This is a genomic window from Micromonospora sp. NPDC047467 (genome assembly GCF_040643095.1).
In the GTDB taxonomy this organism is placed as follows: Bacteria; Actinomycetota; Actinomycetes; order Mycobacteriales; family Micromonosporaceae; genus Micromonospora.
The window spans coordinates 19,486-38,326 of the sequence record NZ_JBEYTO010000003.1; the positions used below are offsets into that span (position 1 = coordinate 19,486).

Genomic DNA, 18,841 nt, shown 5'->3' on the forward strand with positions numbered 1-18,841 from the left:
GGCGATGACGGATGGATCAGCACGGTTGAGCGCGCCCGACACCGCCGGCGACATCGTCGAGCTGCGGGTGCACGGCGTCTCCGGCGCGAGCGCCGACCAGTTGCTGGGCCTGCGGCAGACAGCGCAGGTCGCCGGTGACCGCAGCGGGGGCTTCTTCCGGATTCGTCCATCAGGGCCGGCACCCGACGCCGTACGAGGCGTGACGCTGGAGGCGTACCGCTGGGGTGACCTGCCCACCGGGACCGTGGCCCGGACCCTCGGGCTGGTGTTCCTGCTGCCGTTCATGCTGGCCAACGTGGCGATCTGGATGCGCCCCGCGAACCCGGAGTCGGAGGCGGTGGTCAAGTCCCTGTGCCGGGTGCTGGCACTGACGCTCACCGTGCTGTACGTGCTGGCCGTCGCGGGCGTCGCCCTGGACCTGATCGCCTGGAAATGCCTGACGTCACCCCGCTGCCTGGCCGGGCGGAGCTGGCTGTCCTGGCTGAGCGGGCAGCGGACCGGGGTGCGGCTGGCCGCGCTCGCGCTGCTCCCGGCCGCCGCGATCGCCCTGGTCTGGCGGCTCAGCAACCGGCCCGGAAGGTCGTTCGAGGCGTTCCGGGCACCCGACGAGGAGCTGGGCGGGCATCGGCTCAGCGCGGTCGGCAAGTGGGACGCCGAACCGCTGGTGGGGCGACTCCGCTCCGTGCACGTCGCGGCGGCGTTCGCGACGGTGAGCCTCGTCCTGCTCGCCGCCCGCGTCACGAACGGCGCCTCAGCCGCCACGCTCGCGCTGATGGTCGCCACCGGCACGGTCCTGACCGCCTGTGTGGTCCTGCTGTGCACTCCCCCGCTGATCGACCGAGCCCCGACGAACCCACGGCTCGACACGATCACCCGCACACTGCGGACGACCAGCGTCATCCTGACCCTCCTGGTCGTGGCCCACGTGCTGACCAGCCCCGACTCGTGGCAGGAGGGGCACCACCTGCCCGGCTACGACGCGATCCTGGCCGGGGTGTGCATCACCGAGACGACACTGCTGGCCACTCTGGGCGTGGTCCTGCTCTGGCAACGGGACCGTCAGCGCGGCGGCAGTCCGCTGTTCGGGCTGGGAGCGGTGGCCATCATGGCCACCGCGACCAGCGCGGCGGTGGCGTACTCCGCCGAGCTGGTCTACCGGGTGGCGGACTTCCTGGACCGCGACGTGCCGACCGGGGAGGGCATCGCCGCCGGCCCGCCCGCGGCGTACACCTGGGCGATCTTCGGGTTTTTCCGCACCGTGCTGGTCACAGCCGTCGCCGCCGGTCTCATCGTCGTGTTCTCCCGCCCCGGCCGATACCGCGCTGCGGCGGCGATCGTCGCACGCGACTACCCGGACCCGCCGGAAGAGGCGCGGCCACGGCTGCGACAGGTACGCGACGCGATAGCCAAGGCTCGGTTCACCGAGAAGCTGATGCTGTTGGCCGTCGTCTTCGCCTGCCTCGCCGGCATCGGCTCGACCACCACCACCATCGGCCTGCTGGGGCTGACTCCCGGCGACGCCGTCGAGCAGACCTCGGGGGTGCCCGCCGACGTGATCACCTTCGCCATCGCGTTCGGCAGTTGGGCGATCGCGGCGATCATCCTCGCGCTGCTCCTCGGCGGGATCTTCGCGTACCGGACCGTTCCGTTTCGGCGGCACGTCGGCGTCATCTGGGACCTCGGCACGTTCTGGCCCCGAGCCGCCCACCCGTTCGCGCCGCCCTGCTACGCCGAACGCGCCGTGCCGGAGTTGACCCGACGAATCACCTACCTGGTCGAACGCGGCGACCGGGTGCTGCTCACCGGGCACAGCCACGGCTCGGTCCTGCTCGCCGCGACAGTGCTCCAGTTGCCACCACGGATCGGCGCCCGGGTCGCGCTGCTCACGCACGGGTCACCGCTGCGGCGGCTCTACGCGCGGCTGTTCCCCGCGTACGTCGACGACGAGGTGCTGCGCGAGATCGGCGGCCGGGTCGGCTGGCGGTGGGTCAACCTGTGGCGCGACACCGACGCGATCGGTGGTCGGATCTTCCCCGACCACCGATCAGCAGAGCACGACAGCGACCCAGCGGCCACCGTTGATCGCCGACAGCGGGACCCCATCGACGTGGTGACCCCGCCGGGCGACAGCGTCCCCCCGCCCATTCAGGGACACTGGCCCTGCGAATCCGACGAGGGGTTCACCGACGCGGTGCGGGAGTTGGCGCGCCGCCTCGGCGGGCCGCCGCCGTGACGAATGGATCAAGCGGCATTCGAGGTCCGGGCGCGCCAAGCGTCAAGGCGCGTGCCGGCGATGCGGGCGCCATCGGCGGGAACGAGCGAGCGCTCGTCCAGTGTGGTGCCGAAGTACCGCGCACCGGGGTCGGTCACCACCGAGCGGGGGTCCTTTCGGACAGTGAGCACGGACCGACCCAGTTCGTCGAGGCGGAACTGCTCCGGGCCGGCGATCTCGACGATGCCGCTCGTCGGCGCGCCGACCACGACCGCCGCCACCTCGGCCGCGACGTCGTCGGCCGCCATCGGCTGGATCAGCACCGGCGCCAGGCGTACGGTGTCGCCGTCCGTCGCGGCGTCGACGATGCCCTGGACGAACTCGAAGAACTGCGTGGCGTGCACCAGCGAGTACGGCAGTCCAGACCCGGCGATGAGCCGCTCCTGGGCGACCTTCGCTCGCATGTACCCGCTGTTCGGAAGCCGGTCGCTGCCCACGATCGAGAGCGCCACGTAGTGCCGCACTCCGGCGGCTGTCGCGGCGGCGAGCAGGGTCCGGGTGGACGTCTCGAAGAACTCCAGCACGGCCGCGTCCTCGAACGACGGAGAGTTCGAGGTGTCGACGACGACGTCCGCACCGGCGAGCACGTCGGCCACCCCCTCGCCGGTCAGCGTGTTCACCCCGGTCTTCGGTGACGCCGCCACCGCCTCGTGGCCCTGCTCACCGAGAATTCGGACGAGCTTGGAGCCGATGAGGCCACTGCCACCGATGACGACGATCTTCATGATCGAACCACTTCCTGTCTTCCGCTATCGGTCAAGACGGCACGTAACGGGTCGTTTCCAGCCTACGTACCCGTGGATCCCGAGGCGGGGACATCAGGCGTCGTGATTGCCGCCGCCCGTCGCGCCTGGCTAACCTGCGGACAACTGGCAGCAGGAACCCCATCCGCATCTGGAGGTCGACGTGGCCGCGGTGTCCCACCCGGTGTTCGCCCGGGTCTACGAGCGGCTCAGCGTGGCCATGGACCGCGCCGGCCTCGACGAGTTCCGCCGCGACGTGGTCGCCGGCCTGTCCGGCCGGGTGATCGAGGTCGGCGCCGGCAACGGCCGCATGTTCGGCCACTACCCGCCGGCCGTGACCGAGGTGGTCGCGGTCGAGCCGGAACGACGGCTGCGGGCCGCCGCCGTGCGGGCGGCGGCGACCGCGCCGGTGCCGGTCACGGTCGTCGACGGCCTGGCCGAGGCGTTGCCCGCCGGGGACGGCGAGTTCGACGCGGCCGTGGCCGCGTTGGTGCTGTGCACCGTGCCCGATCAGGGCAACGCGCTCGCCGAGATCCACCGCGTGCTGCGCCCCGGCGGTCAGCTGCGCTTCTTCGAACACGTCGCCGCCGAGGACCCCGGTCGTCTGCGCCGGATCCAGCGGCTGGTCGACGCGACGGTGTGGCCGAAACTGTGCGGCGGCTGCCACACCGGCCGCGACACCACCGCCGCCATCACGGCCGGCGGCTTCGTCATCGAGGAGCTGCGCCGCTTCCGGTTCCCGGCCACCAGTTCCAGCCCGTCCTCACCTTGCGTCCTCGGCCGGGCGATCAGACCGGAGCCGGGCCGGCGCTGAGGGCAGGCCAGCCAGCCAGGCGTCCAGGGCCGCCGGGCTCTGGAACAGCAGCACCGGTGGTGCGGTCGGATCGCTCTGCCAGGCCCGCATCCACCGCCGCGCCCGGCCGAACGCGCCGACATGCCAGAGCAGGATCGAGTCCCGGGACAGCACGCTGCCCAGCGATTCCCGATTGCCGTTGCAGATCTCCTCGCGCGTCACGAGCCGGCGCAGGGTGCGACGCAGCAATCGCCAGAACGAGCACCACCGCGGGTAGTCCAGGCCCACCACCAGGTCGGCACGGGCCAGGGGTACGTCCCGCCAGCCGTGGTACGCCCCGTCGATGATCCACGTGTCCCGGCGGCAGATCTCCTCGATCCGGCTGCGCTGCTGCGCGACCGGCACCTCGACCCAGCCCGGCAGCCAGAGCTGGTCGTCCACCGGATACCACGGCAACCCGAGGCGTGCGGCCAACTGCTGCGACAGTGTGGTCTTGCCTGCGCCGTACACCCCGTAGACCAGGATGCGCCGTGGTGCGCTCATCGCGGCAGCGTACGCGCGAAAGTCGGTTGCCGCCCACGACGGGTTCGGCGAGAGTGCACCCCATGACGTACTGACGGACACCACCTGACGCACCGGGCCGCATGAGGCCGACCGGTGCCGTACTGCCGTCCGTCCCTTCCGTTCTCAGCGAGAAGTGAGCGTCGTTGCCTGAGCACCACTCCCCTGGGGACTCTGCTGCTGTCCAGCGGGCGTGGCCCGCAGGAGTGCGCCTGGGCGCTGGCCCGGTTGCTGCGCCGCCTGGAGGGTGAAGCCGCCCGGCGTGGCCTGTGGCGCATCCACGACGATTTGGTGCGGGGCGACACGGTCCGCACCGAACGGTGACCGATGTTCCGTTCTCCGACGTCGACCGCCGTAGGGTGGTGGCATGGCTGAGCGATCCCTGACCCTGATGGCGGTGCACGCCCACCCCGACGACGAGGCGACGAGCACCGGCGGCGTCCTGGCCCGCTACGCGGCCGAGGGAATCTCGACGGTCCTCGTGACCTGCACCGACGGGCGGTGCGGTGACGGGCCCGGCGGGGTGAAGCCCGGCGACCCGGGTCACGACCCGGCAGCCGTCGTGGCGATGCGCCAGGCCGAGTTGGAGGCGAGCTGCGCGGCGTTGAAGGTCACCCATCTGGAGACCCTCGGCTATGGCGACTCGGGGATGATGGGCTGGCCGACCAACGACCAGCCCGGCTCGTTCTGGTCCACTCCGGTGGCGAAGGCGGCGGACCGGCTGGCCGAGCTGATCCGCCGGTACCGGCCGGACGTCATCGTCACCTACGACGAGAACGGCTTCTACGGCCACCCGGACCACATCCAGGCCCACCGCATCACGATGGCGGCCGTCGCGCAGACCGACGTTCCCGCGAAGGTGTACTGGACCACGGTGCCCCGCAGCGCGTTCGAGGACTTCGGCCGGATCATGAAGGAGCTGGGCATCGAGTGGGCCGACCCGGACCCGTCGTCGCCCGAGCCGGCCCTCGGCCTGCCCGACGACGAGATCACCACCTGGGTGGACACGAAGGCGTACGGCGACCAGAAGTTCGACGCGTTGGCGGCGCACGCCAGTCAGACCGAGAACATCTTCTTCCTGCAACTGGGCCGGGAGAAGTTCACCGAACTGATGGGCGTCGAGACGTTCGTCCGCGTGCGGGACACCACGAACGCGCCGGTGCCCGAGGACGACCTCTTCGCCGGCCTACGCTGACGTCGCCGCTCTTTGCCGGCCGGTCGGCGCTCTTTGCCGGCGTCATGGCCGCGGTCAGGCTTGCGCACCGGGGACCAGCGGATCCACGAGCCCCGGAAACGTCGTCACGACACGTCGGGTGCCGTTGTGCGGGTCGACGACGACCAACTCGGTATTGGTTGTCGTCGTGCGTTGCAGGACGACGCCCTCGGCCACCACGCCCAGAAACCACTCCGCGGTCTGCCCAGCGATAGTCGTCATCTCGATCCTGGTGGTGGCCGCACCGGTCGTCACGTCGACGCCCAGCAGCGCCTGTTGCAGGCCGGTCGAGGTGCCGGTGGAGCGTGGATCGGAGAGGTTGACCTGCGCCCAGATGGCCGTTGGGCTCCCACCGGCGTGCCACCCGAAGACTGGCACATCCGGCACCCTGCCCGACGGCGTCTGCCCGCCCAACGTCAGCGTTCGGGTCACGAGGGTGACGACATCCGTGAGCTTGATGGTCAGCTCCGACGACGCGGACGTACCACCCAGCATCTGCCATTCGTAGACCGCAAGCTCTCTGCCGTCGATGAAGGCCACCCCCCAGGCGACGCCGGAGGTTCGCACACCGAGCGGTCGCACCTCGCCGTCCGGTAGGGCCATGGCCGCGTAGTCCCGGCTGTCCTCGTCCGGCTTGACCAGGAGCACCGACCGGGCGTCCGTGGACCACACGCTCAGCTCGTACCCGATCATGACCTCGTGCTCGGTTGTCCCCGAGAGGTCCCGTACCCGCCAGCGACCGTCCCGCTTGGTGGCCAGCCAGCGCCCGTCGGGCGACAGCGACAGGTTCAGCGGTCCGACGTTCGGGGGCGTACGCCCGATGCGGAACTGCTCACCCGACACGGTCACCAGGTAGATGTCGTGCTGCTCGAAGTTCTTGCCGGTCGGATCGAGGTCCCCCGGGTCGGTCTTGGGGTGATAGATCAGTGCCCCCGTCCCAACGCCTCGGTCGGTCGGCAGGTCCACCGCCGTCGCTGGGGGTTGTAGCTGCGGTGGCAACGTGGTGAGCACCTGCTCGACCACCGCACCGGCGGTGGACGCGGGCTCATCCCGCCGCGTGGCGACTCCCCACGCCACCACACCGGCCGCTACCAACACGACGATCACCGCGCCGACCGCGGCTGCCGGTCGCCCTCGCTCCGGCCGGGATCGCACCGGATCTTCTTTCCCTGTTGGAGATTGCACCGCACGGCCCCCGTTCCGGGCGCATGTGCGCCCAGCACAACTAAACGTGGGCGGCTCCGCCTATCAACCGGGCGGCACGATCCGTCATCGAAAAATGTCCCGGTCGTGATCGGGTCGGGGTGCGCCGAGCCACTGCCAACGTGCCGTGCGCTGCGTAGCCTGGTGCCATGATCTTCATTACCGCCAAGTTCCGGGTGCTGCCGGAGCACGCCGACCAGTGGCCACAGATCGCCGCCTCGTTCACCGAGGCGACCCGCGCCGAGCCCGGCTGCCTGTGGTTCGACTGGTCCCGCAGCCTCGACGACCCGACCGAGTACGTCCTGGTCGAGGCGTTCCGTGACGACGAGGCCGGCGGCGCGCACGTGCAGTCGGCCCACTTCCGTGCGGCGCAGAAGGACCTGCCGCCGCACCTGGCCGAGACGCCGCGCATCGTCAACACCACCGTGCCGCAGCAGGACTGGTCGCTGCTCGGGGAGATGGCCGTTCCCGAGGGCCGCTGACCGCCCGTAGGTCTCGGGGGTGTTAGCGCTAACGAAGCCGATGGGTACGCGGGTTCCCGTCCGACGCGACGGAGCCCGCACGCGGCCGCTGCCGCGTGGCCCGGCCCGGGTTCGTCCCCGGGCCGGGCCACCGTGGTTCAGTGCCGCCCGCCGCCGCGACGGGGGTACGCCGAACCGACGCCCACGACGGGCGCCGGTTCAGCGTGCCGGCAGTGTCCCTTGGTGCAGTTCGCTCAGGTGGTCAGCTGGCGGCGCAGATGGGGGTCAGGCCCGTCGCGCTGCCGTTGCCCTGGAAACCGAACTCGGTCACCTGACCGGGAGCGAGCTGACCGTTGTAGCTCACGTTCGTGAACCGCACCGACCCGGAGCTGCCACTGGCCGTGGCCGACCACGTGTTCGTCACACTCGCGCCACTCGGCAGCGTCAGATTGACATTCCACCCGCGCGTGCCGGCCGAGCCAGCCGTCACCTTCACCGTCGCCACGAACCCGCCGGTCCACGAGTTCACCGACACCGACGCCGAACAGCCGACCTGACCGGGCGGAGGAGTCGTCGGGTTCGGCGGAGGGGTCGTCGGGTTCGGCGGAGGGGTCGTCGGGATGGGCGTGCCGCTGTTGAGGGCGTTGAGCACGGCGTCGAACGCGGACTTCTTGTTGCCGTTGCAGTCGAACAGCAGCGCGTTGTCGGACCCGCGCCACGAGTCACAGTCCCGCACTCCCCACACGGTGATGCCGGTGCAGCGCGAGACGGCCAGGCAGGCGCGGGTGACCGCGCCGTAGATGTTGGCCTGGTTGCCGCCGGTCATGACGTCCAGCTCGGTGATCTGCACGTCGACGCCGAGGTCGGCGAAGCGTTGCAGGTTGGCCTGGTAGTCCCCGGCCAGCGTGGTGCCCAGGTGGGACTGGAAACCGACGCAGTCGATCGGCACACCACGGGACTTGAAGTCCCGCACCATGTTGTAGATGCCGGTCGACTTCGCGTTGATCCCGTCGGTGTTGTAGTCGTTGTAGCAGAGCTTCGCGCCCGGGTCGGCGGCCCGCGCGGCCCGGAACGCCGCCTCGATCCAGTCGTTGCCGGTGCGCTGCAGGTTCGAGTCCCGCCGGCCGCCGCTGCCACCGTCGGCGAACGCCTCGTTCACCACGTCCCAGGCGTAGATCTTGCCCCGGAAGTGGGTGGCTACCTGGGTGACGTGGTTGATCGCGGCGTTCCGTAGTGCGCTGCCGGACATGCCCTGCGCCCAGCTCGGCTGCTGAGCGTGCCACAGCAGCGCATGGCCGCGCACGCTCATGCCGTTGGCCTGCGCGTGGCTGACCAGACGATCGCCGCCGGTGTAACTGAACCGCCCCTGCTGGGGCTCGGTGGCGTCCCACTTCATCTCGTTCTCGGCGACGACGCTGTTGAACTCGCGGTTGAGGACGTTGACGTACGTGCTGGTGGAAAGCTTGCCCGTCGCGACCGCGGCGCCGAAGTAACGGCCCTTCTCGGCCGCCGACGCGCGCAGGGTCGTCCCGGCGCTGGCGGCCGGGGCCAGGGACACCATCATGGCCGCGGTGAGTACGCCGGCGCCGGCGAGGGTCACCGTCGCCCGCAGGGCTCTCTTGAGTCTCATGTCGATTCCTTCTCGGTGGTTGCAGCGGTGGTGGCGCCCGAGGTTGCTTCCGCCGTCGGTTCCGGGGGTGGGCCGCCGTGACGTCCGAGCCGGTCATCCGGAGGCGCCCGACGGGCGCGCGGCGTCCGCCGCGCGTCGCCGGCGGCTGATGACAGGGTCCTGATGCGACGTCCGCATGCCCTGGGGGGACGTCCGATCACGAGGTTCGGTCAGCGGGCTCGCCCGGTGAGCCACAGATGCTGCTGTCCTCGACATCGACTGTGAGCGATAACATGCCGTACGTCAAGTCGCTGGTGGCCGCTGGCCGGCGACCGTTCACCCGCTACGGCCTTCACCCGGACCGCCCGACCCCGCTCCCGCCGTTGGGACGGCCCGTGGCGGACCCGAGCACGCGTCGAGCGTCCGACCCTGCCGACTGATCGGGAGAGCCCCCGAATCGGCGCCAAAGGTTGGCAGGCATCATGTCGGCGTGAACTCAACCCTGGCTGCTCTGCTCGGCTCCGCGATCACCGCCTTCGCATCGCTGTTCGTGGTCCTACTGCAGAGCCGGCTGAGGCGACGGCGCCGGGAGCGGGCTGACCTCCAGCGGGCCTACATCCTGATCCTGTCCGGCGCGCTGCGCCTCGCCCACAAGGCCGAGGCGCTGCGGCAGACCAGGTACTGGCGCTCCAGCCTGCCGGAGGCGGGCAACGAGTTGTTCGCGGGGCACAAACCGCTGGGGCCGATGGTGCTGCACGACTGGCTGGCCCGGGACATGACCACTGTGGAGACCGCCTGGTCGCAGATCTGGACCCACGGCGACCAGGACGGCATCGCCCTGACCAACGGGCTCATGACCGCGTACAACGGGGTGATGGCCGCCGCCATGCAGTGCAGCGGCACGGAACCGTTCGAGCCGTCCGACGAGATGACGATCGCCAGCCGCCGCCTTGGCGAGGCACGCCGGCAGCTCGCCCTGCACGCCCGACAGGTCGCGAAGCTGGGCCCGCGGGACGTGGACCTGTTCACCGACCGCGAATACGGCCTCGCGGCGCGCTGACATCCCGTCCCGCAGTGCCGCGGCTGGTCGGGGCGGTCGCGCGTGCGGGCTATCGAGAGCGGTCGCGCGTGCGGGCCTCGCGACGGCGGTCGCGCGGGCGGGCCCTTCGGCGGCGGTCGCGGCGTCAGTCGACGGCCGCCCCGAACCAGCGACGCGTCTGGTCCAGCAGCTCCTGCTGATCATCACCCACCCATGCCACGTGGCCGTCCGGCCGCAGCAGCACGGCGGGCGCGTCCAACTCGTCGCTGACCTCGACGACGTGGTCGACCCGATCCGCCCACCCCGCAACCGAGAGCCGGCCAGTCTGGTCCAGCAACAGCCCCCGGCCGCCGTGCATCAGCTCGTAGAGCCGCCCCCTCTTCAGTCGTACATCCCGCAGGTGCCGGCCGAGCAGGTCATGCCCCGCGCCGAAGTCGTAGCAGACCCCGATCGCGGTGACCTTCTCGATCAGGTACCGGTTCACGTCCTCGAAGTCCATCAGCTCCGACAGCAGTCGACGCACCGCCCGAGCACCCGGCTCGGTGGACAGCAACTCCATCTGCGCGCGGGTGTTGTCTAGGACGTCGGCGGCGACCCGGTGCCGTTCGGCGTGGTAGCTGTCCAGCAGCCCCTCCGGCGCCCAGCCGTTGATCTCGGCGGCCAGTTTCCAGCCGAGGTTGAACGCGTCCTGGATGCCGAGGTTCAGCCCCTGCCCGCCGGTCGGCGGGTGGATGTGCGCCGCGTCGCCGGCCAGCAGCACCCGGCCCGTCCGGTACCGCTCGGCCAGCCGGGTACCGTCGCCGAAGCGGGACAGCCAGCGCGGCGAGTGCACGCCAAAATCGGTGCCGGCGACCGCCCGCAGCTGCCGCTTCACCTCATCCAGGGTCGGCGGGGCCGAACGGTCCACAGCCAACCCCTCAGCCGGTACGACAACGCGGTACACCCCTTCGCCGAAGGGCCCGACACCGAACCGGAGCTGGGTCTTGCGGACTTCGGCCACCACGGCGGCAACCGTCTCCGGCGGCACCCCCACCTCCATCTCACCGAGCAGTGTCTCGACCCTGCTGGGTTCACCGGGAAAGCCGACACCGAGCAGCTTGCGTACCGTGCTGCGGCCCCCGTCGCAGCCGACCAGGTAGCGCGAGCGCAACCGCGCGCCGTCGGCCAGCTCGACGGTCACCCCACGCTCGTCCTGGTCCAGCCCGACCAGCTCGCAGCCGCGCCGCACCTCGACGCCGAGTTCGATCGCGTGCTCGGCCAACAGGCGATCGGTGGTGGGCTGTGGGATGCCGAGGACGTACGGGTGGGCGGTGTCCAGCCCGCCCGGCGACGGCTTGGTGATGGCGGCGAAGAAACCACCGACCGGGTACTGCTGGCCGAGCGCGAGGAACCGCCCCAGTAGTCCGCGCTGGTCCAACACCTCGATGCTGCGCGCGTGCAGGCCGAGCGCGCGGACGTACCTGGTCGGTTCCGTGTCCCTCTCCAGCACGAGCGTGTGCACGCCGTGCAGCCGCAACTCGCTCGCCAGCATCAGGCCGGTCGGTCCCCCGCCGGCAATGATCACGTCAATCATGAAAACCCCCATTCGCCACGGATGTCGCCACGCCAGCGGTGCAGCGCGATCCGCACCCGCGGACCTCTCGTTTGCGCAGGCTCTGGCCTCGGCTGGGAGATTCTGCGGCACGACCCGGGTCTTGCGGCAAGACCCCCGGTGCGGTATATGTTGAGAGTGGCAGGGAGTGCGCCTCTTGCCTTCTGCGTCCGGATTTGGCCACGCGCCCCCGGCCGCCTCCCGCCCTTCCCATCGCTACGGCGTCAGCATCGTCGGCGGCCGACAGGCCCACGCGCTGACACCGCCGGGCCGGCGGACCCACGCAGTGGCACCACCGAAGGGTGACGGGCCCAAGCAGTGGCATGGCCGAAGGGTGCCGGACCCAAGCAGTGGCATGGCCGAAGGGTGCCGGACCCGAGCAGTGGCATGGCCGAAGGGTGCCGGACCCGAGCAGCGACACCGCTGACGCGGCGCCGGCTGCGGCACGGCGCCAAAGGCGGCACGGTGCCCGCGCGGCAACTGACGCGGCACCGCGCCGGGGCTCCGGCGGGCAGTGGGGGCCCCGTCGGGCCGAGATCAACACGAGATCGGCGATGTCGGGGTATCCCGCTATCAGGACACCCCCGTATCGGCGATATCGAGTCGATCATTGCTGCCGTCCTGACAGGCGGGAGGCAATGACCGAATGTTGGGAGGATGGCCGCTCAGACACAGCCCGCCAGGTCCAGGTGGGACAGCCGGCAGTCAGGACGGCCAGCCAGGCACCGTGGTTGGGCGGTGGACGACCCGGTCAGACGCGATCGGACGCCGCCAACCCGGTCACGCACCCCGTCAGGCGATGCCGACCCGTTTCGGGCACCGCAGTTGGGCGGTCGTCGGACAGCACTGGGGCCACCACCGTTGGAAGACGGTGGCGGCCCCGGGTCGTGCGGGTCCGGCGTCAGCGCCGGTGAGTCGTCTCCTTCGGCGCATCGTCCACTGAGGTCTGGTCGAACGCGGGAGCACCGTCGATCGCGTCGGCGGCCACGGCCGTCGTCGTGGCGGTGTCCGGTAGGTCCAGGCTGGTCCGCAGGGTGACCGGCCGGAGCAGGAGCGCGGCGATGACGCCGACGACCGCGATGGCGGCGGAGATGAGGAAGATGTGCCCGGTGGCGTCGCCGTACGCGGCCCGGACGATGTCCTGCACCCCGTCGGGCAGGGCGGTGATGTTGAGGTTGCTGCTGCCGTCGGAGCTGCCGGAGGCGGGGATACCGGCGGCGGTGAGGTCGTGGGTGATCTGGTCGCTGACGCGGCGGGCGAGGACGGCGCCGAGCACCGACACGCCGATGGTGCCGCCGAGCGACCGGAAGAACGCAACGCTGGAACTCGCCGCGCCGATGTCCTTGAGCGAGACCGTGTTCTGCACGGCGAGGACGAGGTTCTGCATGGTCATACCGACACCGGTGCCGACGATGAACATCGCGACGCCGACCACGACGAGCGACGTCTCGTGGTCGATCGTGCCGAGCAGTGCGAACCCGGCGACGAGGATGATCGAGCCGGCGACGATGTACGGCTTGATCTTTCCGCTCGTGGTGATCAGCCGTCCGGCGACGATCGAGGACAGGAGCACCCCGGCCATCATCGGGATGGTGAGCAGGCCGGCCTCGGTCGGGCTGTAGCCACGGCCAATCTGGAAGTACTGGCCGAGGAAGACGGCACCGCCGAACATGGCCATGCCGACCGCGAGGCTGCCGAGAATGGCCAGCGCGGTGGTGTGCTGGCGCACGATGTCGAGTGGTACGACCGGCTCGGCGGCCCGCGACTCGACCCAGACCGCCAGGGCGAGCAGGATGATCGCCCCGCCCACCATGGCCGCCGTCTGCCAGGAGACCCAGGCGAACGAGCCGTCGACGAAGGAGATCCAGACCAGCAGCACGCTGACGCCGGCGGCGATCAGACCGGCGCCCAGGTAGTCGATCTTGACGTTCTCGCGCCGCGTGGTCGGCAGGTTCAGGGTGGCCTGGAGCAGGACCAACGCGATGGCGGCGACCGGCACACCGACGAAGAAGCACCAGCGCCAGCCGAGCCATGACGTGTCGACGATGAGGCCGCCGAGCAGCGGGCCGCCGACCGTCGCGACGGCCATGACGCCACCGAGGTAGCCGTTGTAGCGGCCCCGCTCGCGCGGCGGGATCATCGCGGCGATCGCCACCTGGACGAGGGCCTGCAGGCCGCCCACCCCGATGCCCTGGAACGCGCGGGCGGCGATCAACTGGCCGGCGGTCTGCGAGAACCCGGCGATGACCGAGCCCACCAGGAAAACCACGATGGCGACCTGGATGAGGAGCTTCTTGCTGAACAGGTCGGCCAGCTTGCCCCAGATCGGGGTGGTCGCGGTCGCGGTGAGCAGGGTGGCGGTGACCACCCAGGTGTACTGGGTCTGCGAGCCGTTCAACGCTCCGATGATCTTCGGGAGCGCGGTGGAGACGACCGTGCTGCTCAGCATCGCGACGAACAGCACCAGCAGCAGGCCACTGAGCGCTTCCAGCGTCCGCCGATGGGTCATCGGCTCAGCGCCGGTCATGGTGGTGGGTGCGCTCATGGCGCGGCCTCCAGGTTGTCGTGGTTTCCGAGGGCAACCTCGATATCTCGGGCGAACCGGTCGAGGGCGCCGCTCAGGGCATTCACCTCGTCGGGAGTCCAGTCGGCCAGCGCCCGGTCGAGCACCCCGCCGTACCAGCCGAAGCTCTCGGCCAGGGCGGCACGGCCGGCGGGGGTGATCACCAGGAGGCTCGCCCGCTTGTCGGCCGGATCGGGCCGCCGCTCGACCAGGCCGTCCGCGACGAGCGCCGCGACCGAGCGGCTGACGGTGGACGGGTCGAGCCGGGTACGACGTGCCAGCTCACGGGCTTGGCAGCCGCTGGAGGACTGGTCGATCTGCATGAGCAGGCCGAGCAGGCCCGGCGCGACGGCCTGCCGTTCATCCGCCCGGCGCTGCTTCAGCAGCCGGACAGTCCGCACCAGGTCGTACAGCCGGAGGCCGAGTTCACCAGCGGTGCTGTCCACGCCTGCCCCTCACACCCAGTTGGTTGCCTCACGCAAGCATCTACTGATCTTGCCTACTAGGCAAGTTTGCTCACTGAGAAGCGCATCACCCCGCTACGCTGGGGCCGATGCACGAGATCACCGGGCTACGGGAGCGCAAGAAGGCGGCCACCCGCCTCGCTCTGCACGAGGCCGCGCTGCGCCTCGCCGCCGACCATGGCCTCGACGGCGTGACCGTCGAGGCGATCGCCGACGCGGCGAACGTCTCCCGGCGGACGTTCTCCAACTACTTCTCCAACAAGGAAGAGGCGCTCTTCCACGGCGACACCGTGCGCCTGCGCCTGCTGTTGGAGCTGGTCCACGAGCGGCCGGTCGACGAGCCGCCGTGGACGGCGTTGAGCCGGGCGGCCGAGCACTTCACGTCCGAGGCGTTCGGCGGTGACGACCTCTCCTGGCTGACCCGACGCCGACAGCTGCGCGGGCACCCCGGCCTGGCCGCACACCAGGTCGCGGCGTACACGGCGATCGAGCGCGAGCTGGCTGGGGAACTCGTACCACGGCTCACCGGCCCTGCGGTGGCACTACGCGCCCGCCTGTTGTCCGCGACCTTCCTGGCGATCCTGCGCGTCGCCACCCAGCACTGGATCAACCACCCGGACGACGACCTGCTGGAGACCATCCGGGCCGCGCTCGCCGAGGCCGCTCCCCGCGGCCATCGGAGCACCGACGGCGACTGAACACGCCACGCCGGCCACCACCGCTGTGCGGTGCTGGCCGGCGGGCGCGCTGCCGGGTCAGCGGTAGCCAGCCGTCACCACGTTGGCCTGCACCGCGTTCTCGATCGCGTCGGACGGATAGCCCGCGACCATGGCCCCCTCGTAGAAGGTGCCGGCGCTCAGGTTCGCGCCGCCGTCGGGTTTGCAGCAGTCCCCGCCACTGCCCAGGATGATCGCGCCCTGCTTCTTCATCGGGCTGTATCCCGGCGGGAGTGCGCCGTCCCAGAGCGTGAAGAGACTGCCGGACTGTGCGTTGCTGCCCTTGATGGCAAAGCGCGTGGTGCCGTTGTTCTTCAACGTCGCCGTGACGAACTTGCTGGTGAAGGCGCGCTGGTTCGGGTTCCAGGAGCTGCTGCCACCCGGGAAGAGACCCCATTCGAGGTCCGCCTGGACCCAGGGTCCGCTGCCGGAGCAGCCGCCGAACCAACACTGGGTGCCGAAGTTGATGGCGTCCATCGCCCCGGCGGCGTCGGCCTTCCTCGTCGTCTCACTGTTGCCGTAGTCGAAGCAGCAGCCGTTGTTGACGTGGGTGCCGCTGGTCACCATGTACATGCCCTCGGGAGCGGCCCCGGTGGGCACCCCGGTCAGGTGCCCGTCCCGCCAGTAGCTGTTCCCGGGGTTGATGTAGAGCGAATATGCCTTGGCCCCACCGACGGTCAGGGACTCCGACGTCGCCACCGCCGGCCTGCTCTGCGGTGAGCCCGGGACCACGCTCGACCCCTGGTACCAGAGGTCGTTTCCTCGCCCGGACTGATCGAACACGACCGTCACGACGCAGGTCGTGCCGGCGCAGAACGAATCCTGCGTCGCCGCGTTGGCGGTGCCGCCCGCGCTCGACAGCCCGATGTTGCGGGTCGTGTTGTCCGACGAGCGCCGGACCTGGTAAAGGTTGCCGGCGTACGCCGCGTAGAGCGCCCGGGTCGTGCTGTGGGCCGCCACGCACGGGGTGCCGCCGGACGCGTAGATGTCGCACGGGCGGGTGCCGGTCGGCGGTGGGGCGGTCGGCGAGGTCCACTGTTGGTTGGCACCGCCGTGGCACGCCCACAGGTGGATCTTCGTGCCGTTCGTGGTGCCGTACCCGCTGGCGTCGAGACACAGCCCGGACTGCACGCCGGTGATGGTGCCGTTGGTGTTGACGTTCCACTGCTGGTTGGCCTGGCCGTTGCAGTCCCAGATGATCGCCGCTGTGCCGTTGGCGGTGCCCCGGCCGGAGGCGTCCAGGCACTTGTTGCCGTACACCATGAGTTGTCTGCTCGATGTCCAGGTCCAGGTCTGGTTGACGCCGCCCTGGCAGTCCCAGAGTTGCGTCTGGGTGCCGTTGGCGGTGCTGGAGTTGGGGACGTCGAGGCAGCGACCGGAGGGAGTGCCGACGATCGGGGCGCTCTGCCCCGGCTCGATGGCGGCCGCCACGGGCGCTGCCACGGCGGTCGCGGGGAGGGTGCCGGGGGCCGCGCCGAGCCCGACGAGGACGCCGACCAGTGCGCCAGCCAGGGCGGTCAGACGTCGGCGTCGACCCCTGTGGATGAGATCACGGACCTGTCCTGGCCCACTACGGGACGGGGTTTTCACGAAGTGTCTCCTCGGAGTCGTCGAAGCGCGCGGGCGTGGCGACGCGCACCCTCGGGTGGTGGTGTGGGCTGCGGGTCAGGCATCGCCTACCGCCCCCAGATCCGCCACGTCTGGTTCAACGGGCTGCCCTGACCGGTCGGATTGCAGGTCCACTGGTGAACCGGCGCCCGGGCCGCTGTGGAGACCGTGCTGACATCGACACACTTGCCGCTGTGCCGGGCGACGAGTTGGTAGTCGTGCGAGTCGTTGCCCCCATAGGTCACCCTGCGGAGGGTGAACTGCTGGTTGAGGCCGTTCAGGCAGGTCCACTGGTGCACGGTCGCGCCGTCCGCAGTGGACACACCGCTGACGTCGAGGCACTTGCCGCTCTGCTGGTTGACCACCGTGTACGTGTTGGCCACGCCAGCGACCGGGCGAAAGTTCCAAAGCTGCTGGTCGCCGCCCTCGCAGTAGTACTGCTGCTGGACGTTGCCCTCGGCGGTGCCCGGGCCGGGGTTCTCCAGGCACTGCTGGGAGTGCTGGGCCACCGCCACCGACTGGAAGCCGCCGTCCGAGGGGGGCAGCAGGGTGACGGTGTAGGTGTCGGTCTGGTTGCTGTACGGCAGGGTCACGGTGGCGTTGTTGTTGGACACCCCGACCACGCTGTTCGAGACCGTGACCGGCCCCTGCACGGCGCCGCCGTTGTTGTGCGGGATGCGTTGGGTGAGGACACGGACCTGGTTGTTCTGCACGATGCCGCTGGTCGTGTCCAGTCGTTGCAGGTTGACGGTCAGGTTTCCGGTGGTACGACCGCCACCGATCAGGACCTTCGCCGTGCCGGTCGCCGTGGTGGCGAACGCGTCGTACGACTGGCTGGCGGTCACCGAGGCGATCTGCCCGCTCTGGGAGGCGTAGTAGCGGTAGGCCCACCACTCGCCCTTGGGCTGGTGCTGGCCGGCCGAGTTGCGGACCAACAGGTTGCCGAGGTCGTTGTGCAGGTTGCCGCCGCCGGCCCAGTTCGCCCGCAGGCCGTCCGCGCGGGCCCGCTCCAGGCGGGCGATGTACCAGGCGCCGTCGGCCGGGTTCTGCTCCTCGGGCGCGCCGTACTCGTTGATCTGGTACGGCCGGGGGTGGGCGATGCCGCGCGGGTCGAGGGTGGCGTTGGCGGCGGCGACGTTGGCGACCGGGTCACCTGGCAGCGAGTGCCAGCTGATGATGTCCGGCACGGTGTTGGTCGAGCGGACGAAGTCCAGGTACTGGTTCCAGAAGGTGTGCGTGGTCGACGGTACGCAGGCGCAGCTCGGCCCAACCATGAGCTGGTTGGGAAACTCAGCCCGGATGCGCTGGTAGGTGCGGCGCCACAGTTCGAGGTACTGGGAGATCGGGCGGTTCCAGAAGATGGTGATGTTGGGTTCGTTCCAGATGTCCCACTGCACGGACAGCCCGGCCGCCCGGACGTCGTTGATGAGGCGGGTCAGGAAGTTGTCGTAGTCGGTCCAGTTGCCGTTGTCGCCGGGGAAGCGGGAGATGCCGGCGCCGTCGGCACCCCACAGGTCGTGCGGCAGCAGGATGAACTTGCCGCCGAGGGCGGTGGTGCGACGTGCCTGGGCGAGGGTGGAGTTCCATCGTCGGTCGTAGGTTCCGCCGACCCAGCCACTCCCCGCGAGCTGCGCGCCGCCGGCGCGCATGTACTGGAACTTGACGTCGCGGTAGAAGTGGTCGGGCGGGCCGCTGGCGTTCTCGGTCATGCCGTAGATCCAGCCGGACGCGCGGTAGGTCGGCGTGCCGCTGGTCGAGGAGAAGTTGACACTGATCGACTCGTCGGCGGCCTGGGCCGGAGACGCGGCGACGGTTACGGCGGCGGTGGCGGCGAGCAGGCCGACCACGAGTCGGGCGACGAGCGCACGGGCTCGTCCTGACCTGCCGCGGGACGGGGTTTTCACGGGCGGCTCCTTGGTGGGGCGCGGGGGACGCTCTCCGGAGGCTGCGCTTGCGAATCGATTCGCACGGATCGTAGGGCCGGAAACTTATCCATGTCAATGAG

At 70.4% G+C, this 18,841-nt stretch carries 15 protein-coding genes and 1 pseudogene; 7 read left to right on the forward strand and 9 right to left on the reverse strand.

The window, feature by feature from the left end:
• Nucleotides 1–25: 25 nt before the first annotated feature.
• Nucleotides 26–2,233 (forward strand): hypothetical protein, encoded by a 2,208-nt coding sequence (locus ABZ780_RS08830; RefSeq protein ID WP_357485354.1) that lies wholly within the window; start codon nucleotides 26–28, stop codon nucleotides 2,231–2,233.
• A gap of 8 nt (nucleotides 2,234–2,241) precedes the next feature.
• Here the strand turns inward: ABZ780_RS08830 and ABZ780_RS08835 are convergent, their stop codons facing one another.
• Nucleotides 2,242–2,997: an SDR family oxidoreductase gene (locus ABZ780_RS08835; protein ID WP_357485355.1), complete on the reverse strand. Its 756-nt coding sequence runs from the start codon at nucleotides 2,995–2,997 to the stop codon at nucleotides 2,242–2,244.
• A gap of 181 nt (nucleotides 2,998–3,178) precedes the next feature.
• Here ABZ780_RS08835 and ABZ780_RS08840 point away from each other — a divergent pair, with 181 nt between their 5' ends.
• Nucleotides 3,179–3,829: a methyltransferase domain-containing protein gene (locus tag ABZ780_RS08840; RefSeq protein WP_357005633.1), complete on the forward strand. Its 651-nt coding sequence runs from the start codon at nucleotides 3,179–3,181 to the stop codon at nucleotides 3,827–3,829.
• Here the strand turns inward: ABZ780_RS08840 and ABZ780_RS08845 are convergent.
• Complete coding sequence (locus tag ABZ780_RS08845) at nucleotides 3,779–4,351, reverse strand: adenylate kinase (RefSeq protein WP_357485357.1); 573 nt, start codon at nucleotides 4,349–4,351, stop codon at nucleotides 3,779–3,781. The genes ABZ780_RS08840 and ABZ780_RS08845 overlap by 51 nt on opposite strands.
• Before the next feature lie 183 nt (nucleotides 4,352–4,534).
• Here ABZ780_RS08845 and ABZ780_RS08850 point away from each other — a divergent pair.
• Nucleotides 4,535–4,630 (forward strand): annotated as a pseudogene (locus ABZ780_RS08850) (peptide chain release factor-like protein); the annotation flags it as partial.
• 106 nt (nucleotides 4,631–4,736) lie between these two features.
• Nucleotides 4,737–5,564: a PIG-L family deacetylase gene (locus tag ABZ780_RS08855; RefSeq protein WP_357005627.1), complete on the forward strand. Its 828-nt coding sequence runs from the start codon at nucleotides 4,737–4,739 to the stop codon at nucleotides 5,562–5,564.
• A gap of 54 nt (nucleotides 5,565–5,618) precedes the next feature.
• Here ABZ780_RS08855 and ABZ780_RS08860 read toward each other — a convergent pair whose 3' ends face one another.
• Nucleotides 5,619–6,737 carry a hypothetical protein gene (locus ABZ780_RS08860; RefSeq protein WP_357485359.1) on the reverse strand — a complete coding sequence of 373 codons (1,119 nt, stop codon included), beginning with the start codon at nucleotides 6,735–6,737 and terminating at the stop codon, nucleotides 5,619–5,621.
• A 197-nt stretch (nucleotides 6,738–6,934) separates the two neighbouring features.
• On the opposite strand from ABZ780_RS08860, the gene ABZ780_RS08865 reads away from it, so the two are divergent.
• A complete protein-coding gene (locus ABZ780_RS08865) occupies nucleotides 6,935–7,267 on the forward strand; it encodes a putative quinol monooxygenase (RefSeq protein ID WP_357005622.1) in 333 nt (110 codons plus the stop codon).
• A 241-nt stretch (nucleotides 7,268–7,508) separates the two neighbouring features.
• Here ABZ780_RS08865 and ABZ780_RS08870 read toward each other — a convergent pair whose 3' ends face one another.
• Nucleotides 7,509–8,876, reverse strand: coding sequence for an endo-1,4-beta-xylanase (locus ABZ780_RS08870; RefSeq protein ID WP_357485360.1), 1,368 nt, complete (start codon nucleotides 8,874–8,876; stop codon nucleotides 7,509–7,511).
• Nucleotides 8,877–9,345: 469 nt separating this feature from the next.
• Here ABZ780_RS08870 and ABZ780_RS08875 point away from each other — a divergent pair, with 469 nt between their 5' ends.
• Entirely contained in the window at nucleotides 9,346–9,915 is a 570-nt protein-coding gene (locus ABZ780_RS08875) for a hypothetical protein (protein ID WP_357005615.1), read from the forward strand.
• Between the two features lie 124 nt (nucleotides 9,916–10,039).
• Here the strand turns inward: ABZ780_RS08875 and rox are convergent, their stop codons facing one another.
• The 3 genes from rox to ABZ780_RS08890 all read right to left on the reverse strand — a co-directional run bounded on the left by rox (nucleotide 10,040) and on the right by ABZ780_RS08890 (nucleotide 14,494).
• On the reverse strand, nucleotides 10,040–11,467 hold the full coding sequence (gene rox / locus ABZ780_RS08880; RefSeq protein WP_357485362.1) for a rifampin monooxygenase: 1,428 nt from the start codon (nucleotides 11,465–11,467) through the stop codon (nucleotides 10,040–10,042).
• Nucleotides 11,468–12,386: 919 nt separating this feature from the next.
• Nucleotides 12,387–14,030, reverse strand: coding sequence for an MDR family MFS transporter (locus ABZ780_RS08885; RefSeq protein WP_357485363.1), 1,644 nt, complete (start codon nucleotides 14,028–14,030; stop codon nucleotides 12,387–12,389).
• The gene (locus ABZ780_RS08890) at nucleotides 14,027–14,494 is read right to left on the reverse strand and encodes a MarR family winged helix-turn-helix transcriptional regulator (protein WP_357485365.1); all 468 of its coding nucleotides are present in this window, start codon (nucleotides 14,492–14,494) and stop codon (nucleotides 14,027–14,029) included. The genes ABZ780_RS08885 and ABZ780_RS08890 overlap by 4 nt, the downstream gene beginning before the upstream one ends.
• A 107-nt stretch (nucleotides 14,495–14,601) precedes the next feature.
• Here ABZ780_RS08890 and ABZ780_RS08895 point away from each other — a divergent pair, with 107 nt between their 5' ends.
• Nucleotides 14,602–15,210 carry a TetR family transcriptional regulator gene (locus ABZ780_RS08895; protein WP_357485366.1) on the forward strand — a complete coding sequence of 203 codons (609 nt, stop codon included), beginning with the start codon at nucleotides 14,602–14,604 and terminating at the stop codon, nucleotides 15,208–15,210.
• 57 nt (nucleotides 15,211–15,267) lie between these two features.
• Here ABZ780_RS08895 and ABZ780_RS08900 read toward each other — a convergent pair whose 3' ends face one another.
• Together ABZ780_RS08900 and ABZ780_RS08905 are read right to left on the reverse strand one after the other, a co-directional pair.
• Entirely contained in the window at nucleotides 15,268–16,818 is a 1,551-nt protein-coding gene (locus ABZ780_RS08900; protein ID WP_357485367.1) for an arabinofuranosidase catalytic domain-containing protein, read from the reverse strand.
• 86 nt (nucleotides 16,819–16,904) lie between these two features.
• Complete coding sequence (locus ABZ780_RS08905) at nucleotides 16,905–18,740, reverse strand: RICIN domain-containing protein (protein ID WP_357485369.1); 1,836 nt, start codon at nucleotides 18,738–18,740, stop codon at nucleotides 16,905–16,907.
• Nucleotides 18,741–18,841 lie beyond the last annotated feature (101 nt).

What these genes read in the sequence shown, in the direction of transcription:
- ABZ780_RS08835 (WP_357485355.1), bottom strand. Translation starts at nt 2,997, where the DNA reads ATGAAGATCGTCGTCATCGGTGGCAGTGGCCTCATCGGCTCCAAGCTC.
- ABZ780_RS08845 (WP_357485357.1), bottom strand. Translation starts at nt 4,351, where the DNA reads ATGAGCGCACCACGGCGCATCCTGGTCTACGGGGTGTACGGCGCAGGC.
- ABZ780_RS08855 (WP_357005627.1), top strand. Translation starts at nt 4,737, where the DNA reads ATGGCTGAGCGATCCCTGACCCTGATGGCGGTGCACGCCCACCCCGAC.
- ABZ780_RS08865 (WP_357005622.1), top strand. Translation starts at nt 6,935, where the DNA reads ATGATCTTCATTACCGCCAAGTTCCGGGTGCTGCCGGAGCACGCCGAC.
- ABZ780_RS08870 (WP_357485360.1), bottom strand. Translation starts at nt 8,876, where the DNA reads ATGAGACTCAAGAGAGCCCTGCGGGCGACGGTGACCCTCGCCGGCGCC.
- rox (WP_357485362.1), bottom strand. Translation starts at nt 11,467, where the DNA reads ATGATTGACGTGATCATTGCCGGCGGGGGACCGACCGGCCTGATGCTG.
- ABZ780_RS08885 (WP_357485363.1), bottom strand. Translation starts at nt 14,030, where the DNA reads ATGAGCGCACCCACCACCATGACCGGCGCTGAGCCGATGACCCATCGG.
- ABZ780_RS08895 (WP_357485366.1), top strand. Translation starts at nt 14,602, where the DNA reads ATGCACGAGATCACCGGGCTACGGGAGCGCAAGAAGGCGGCCACCCGC.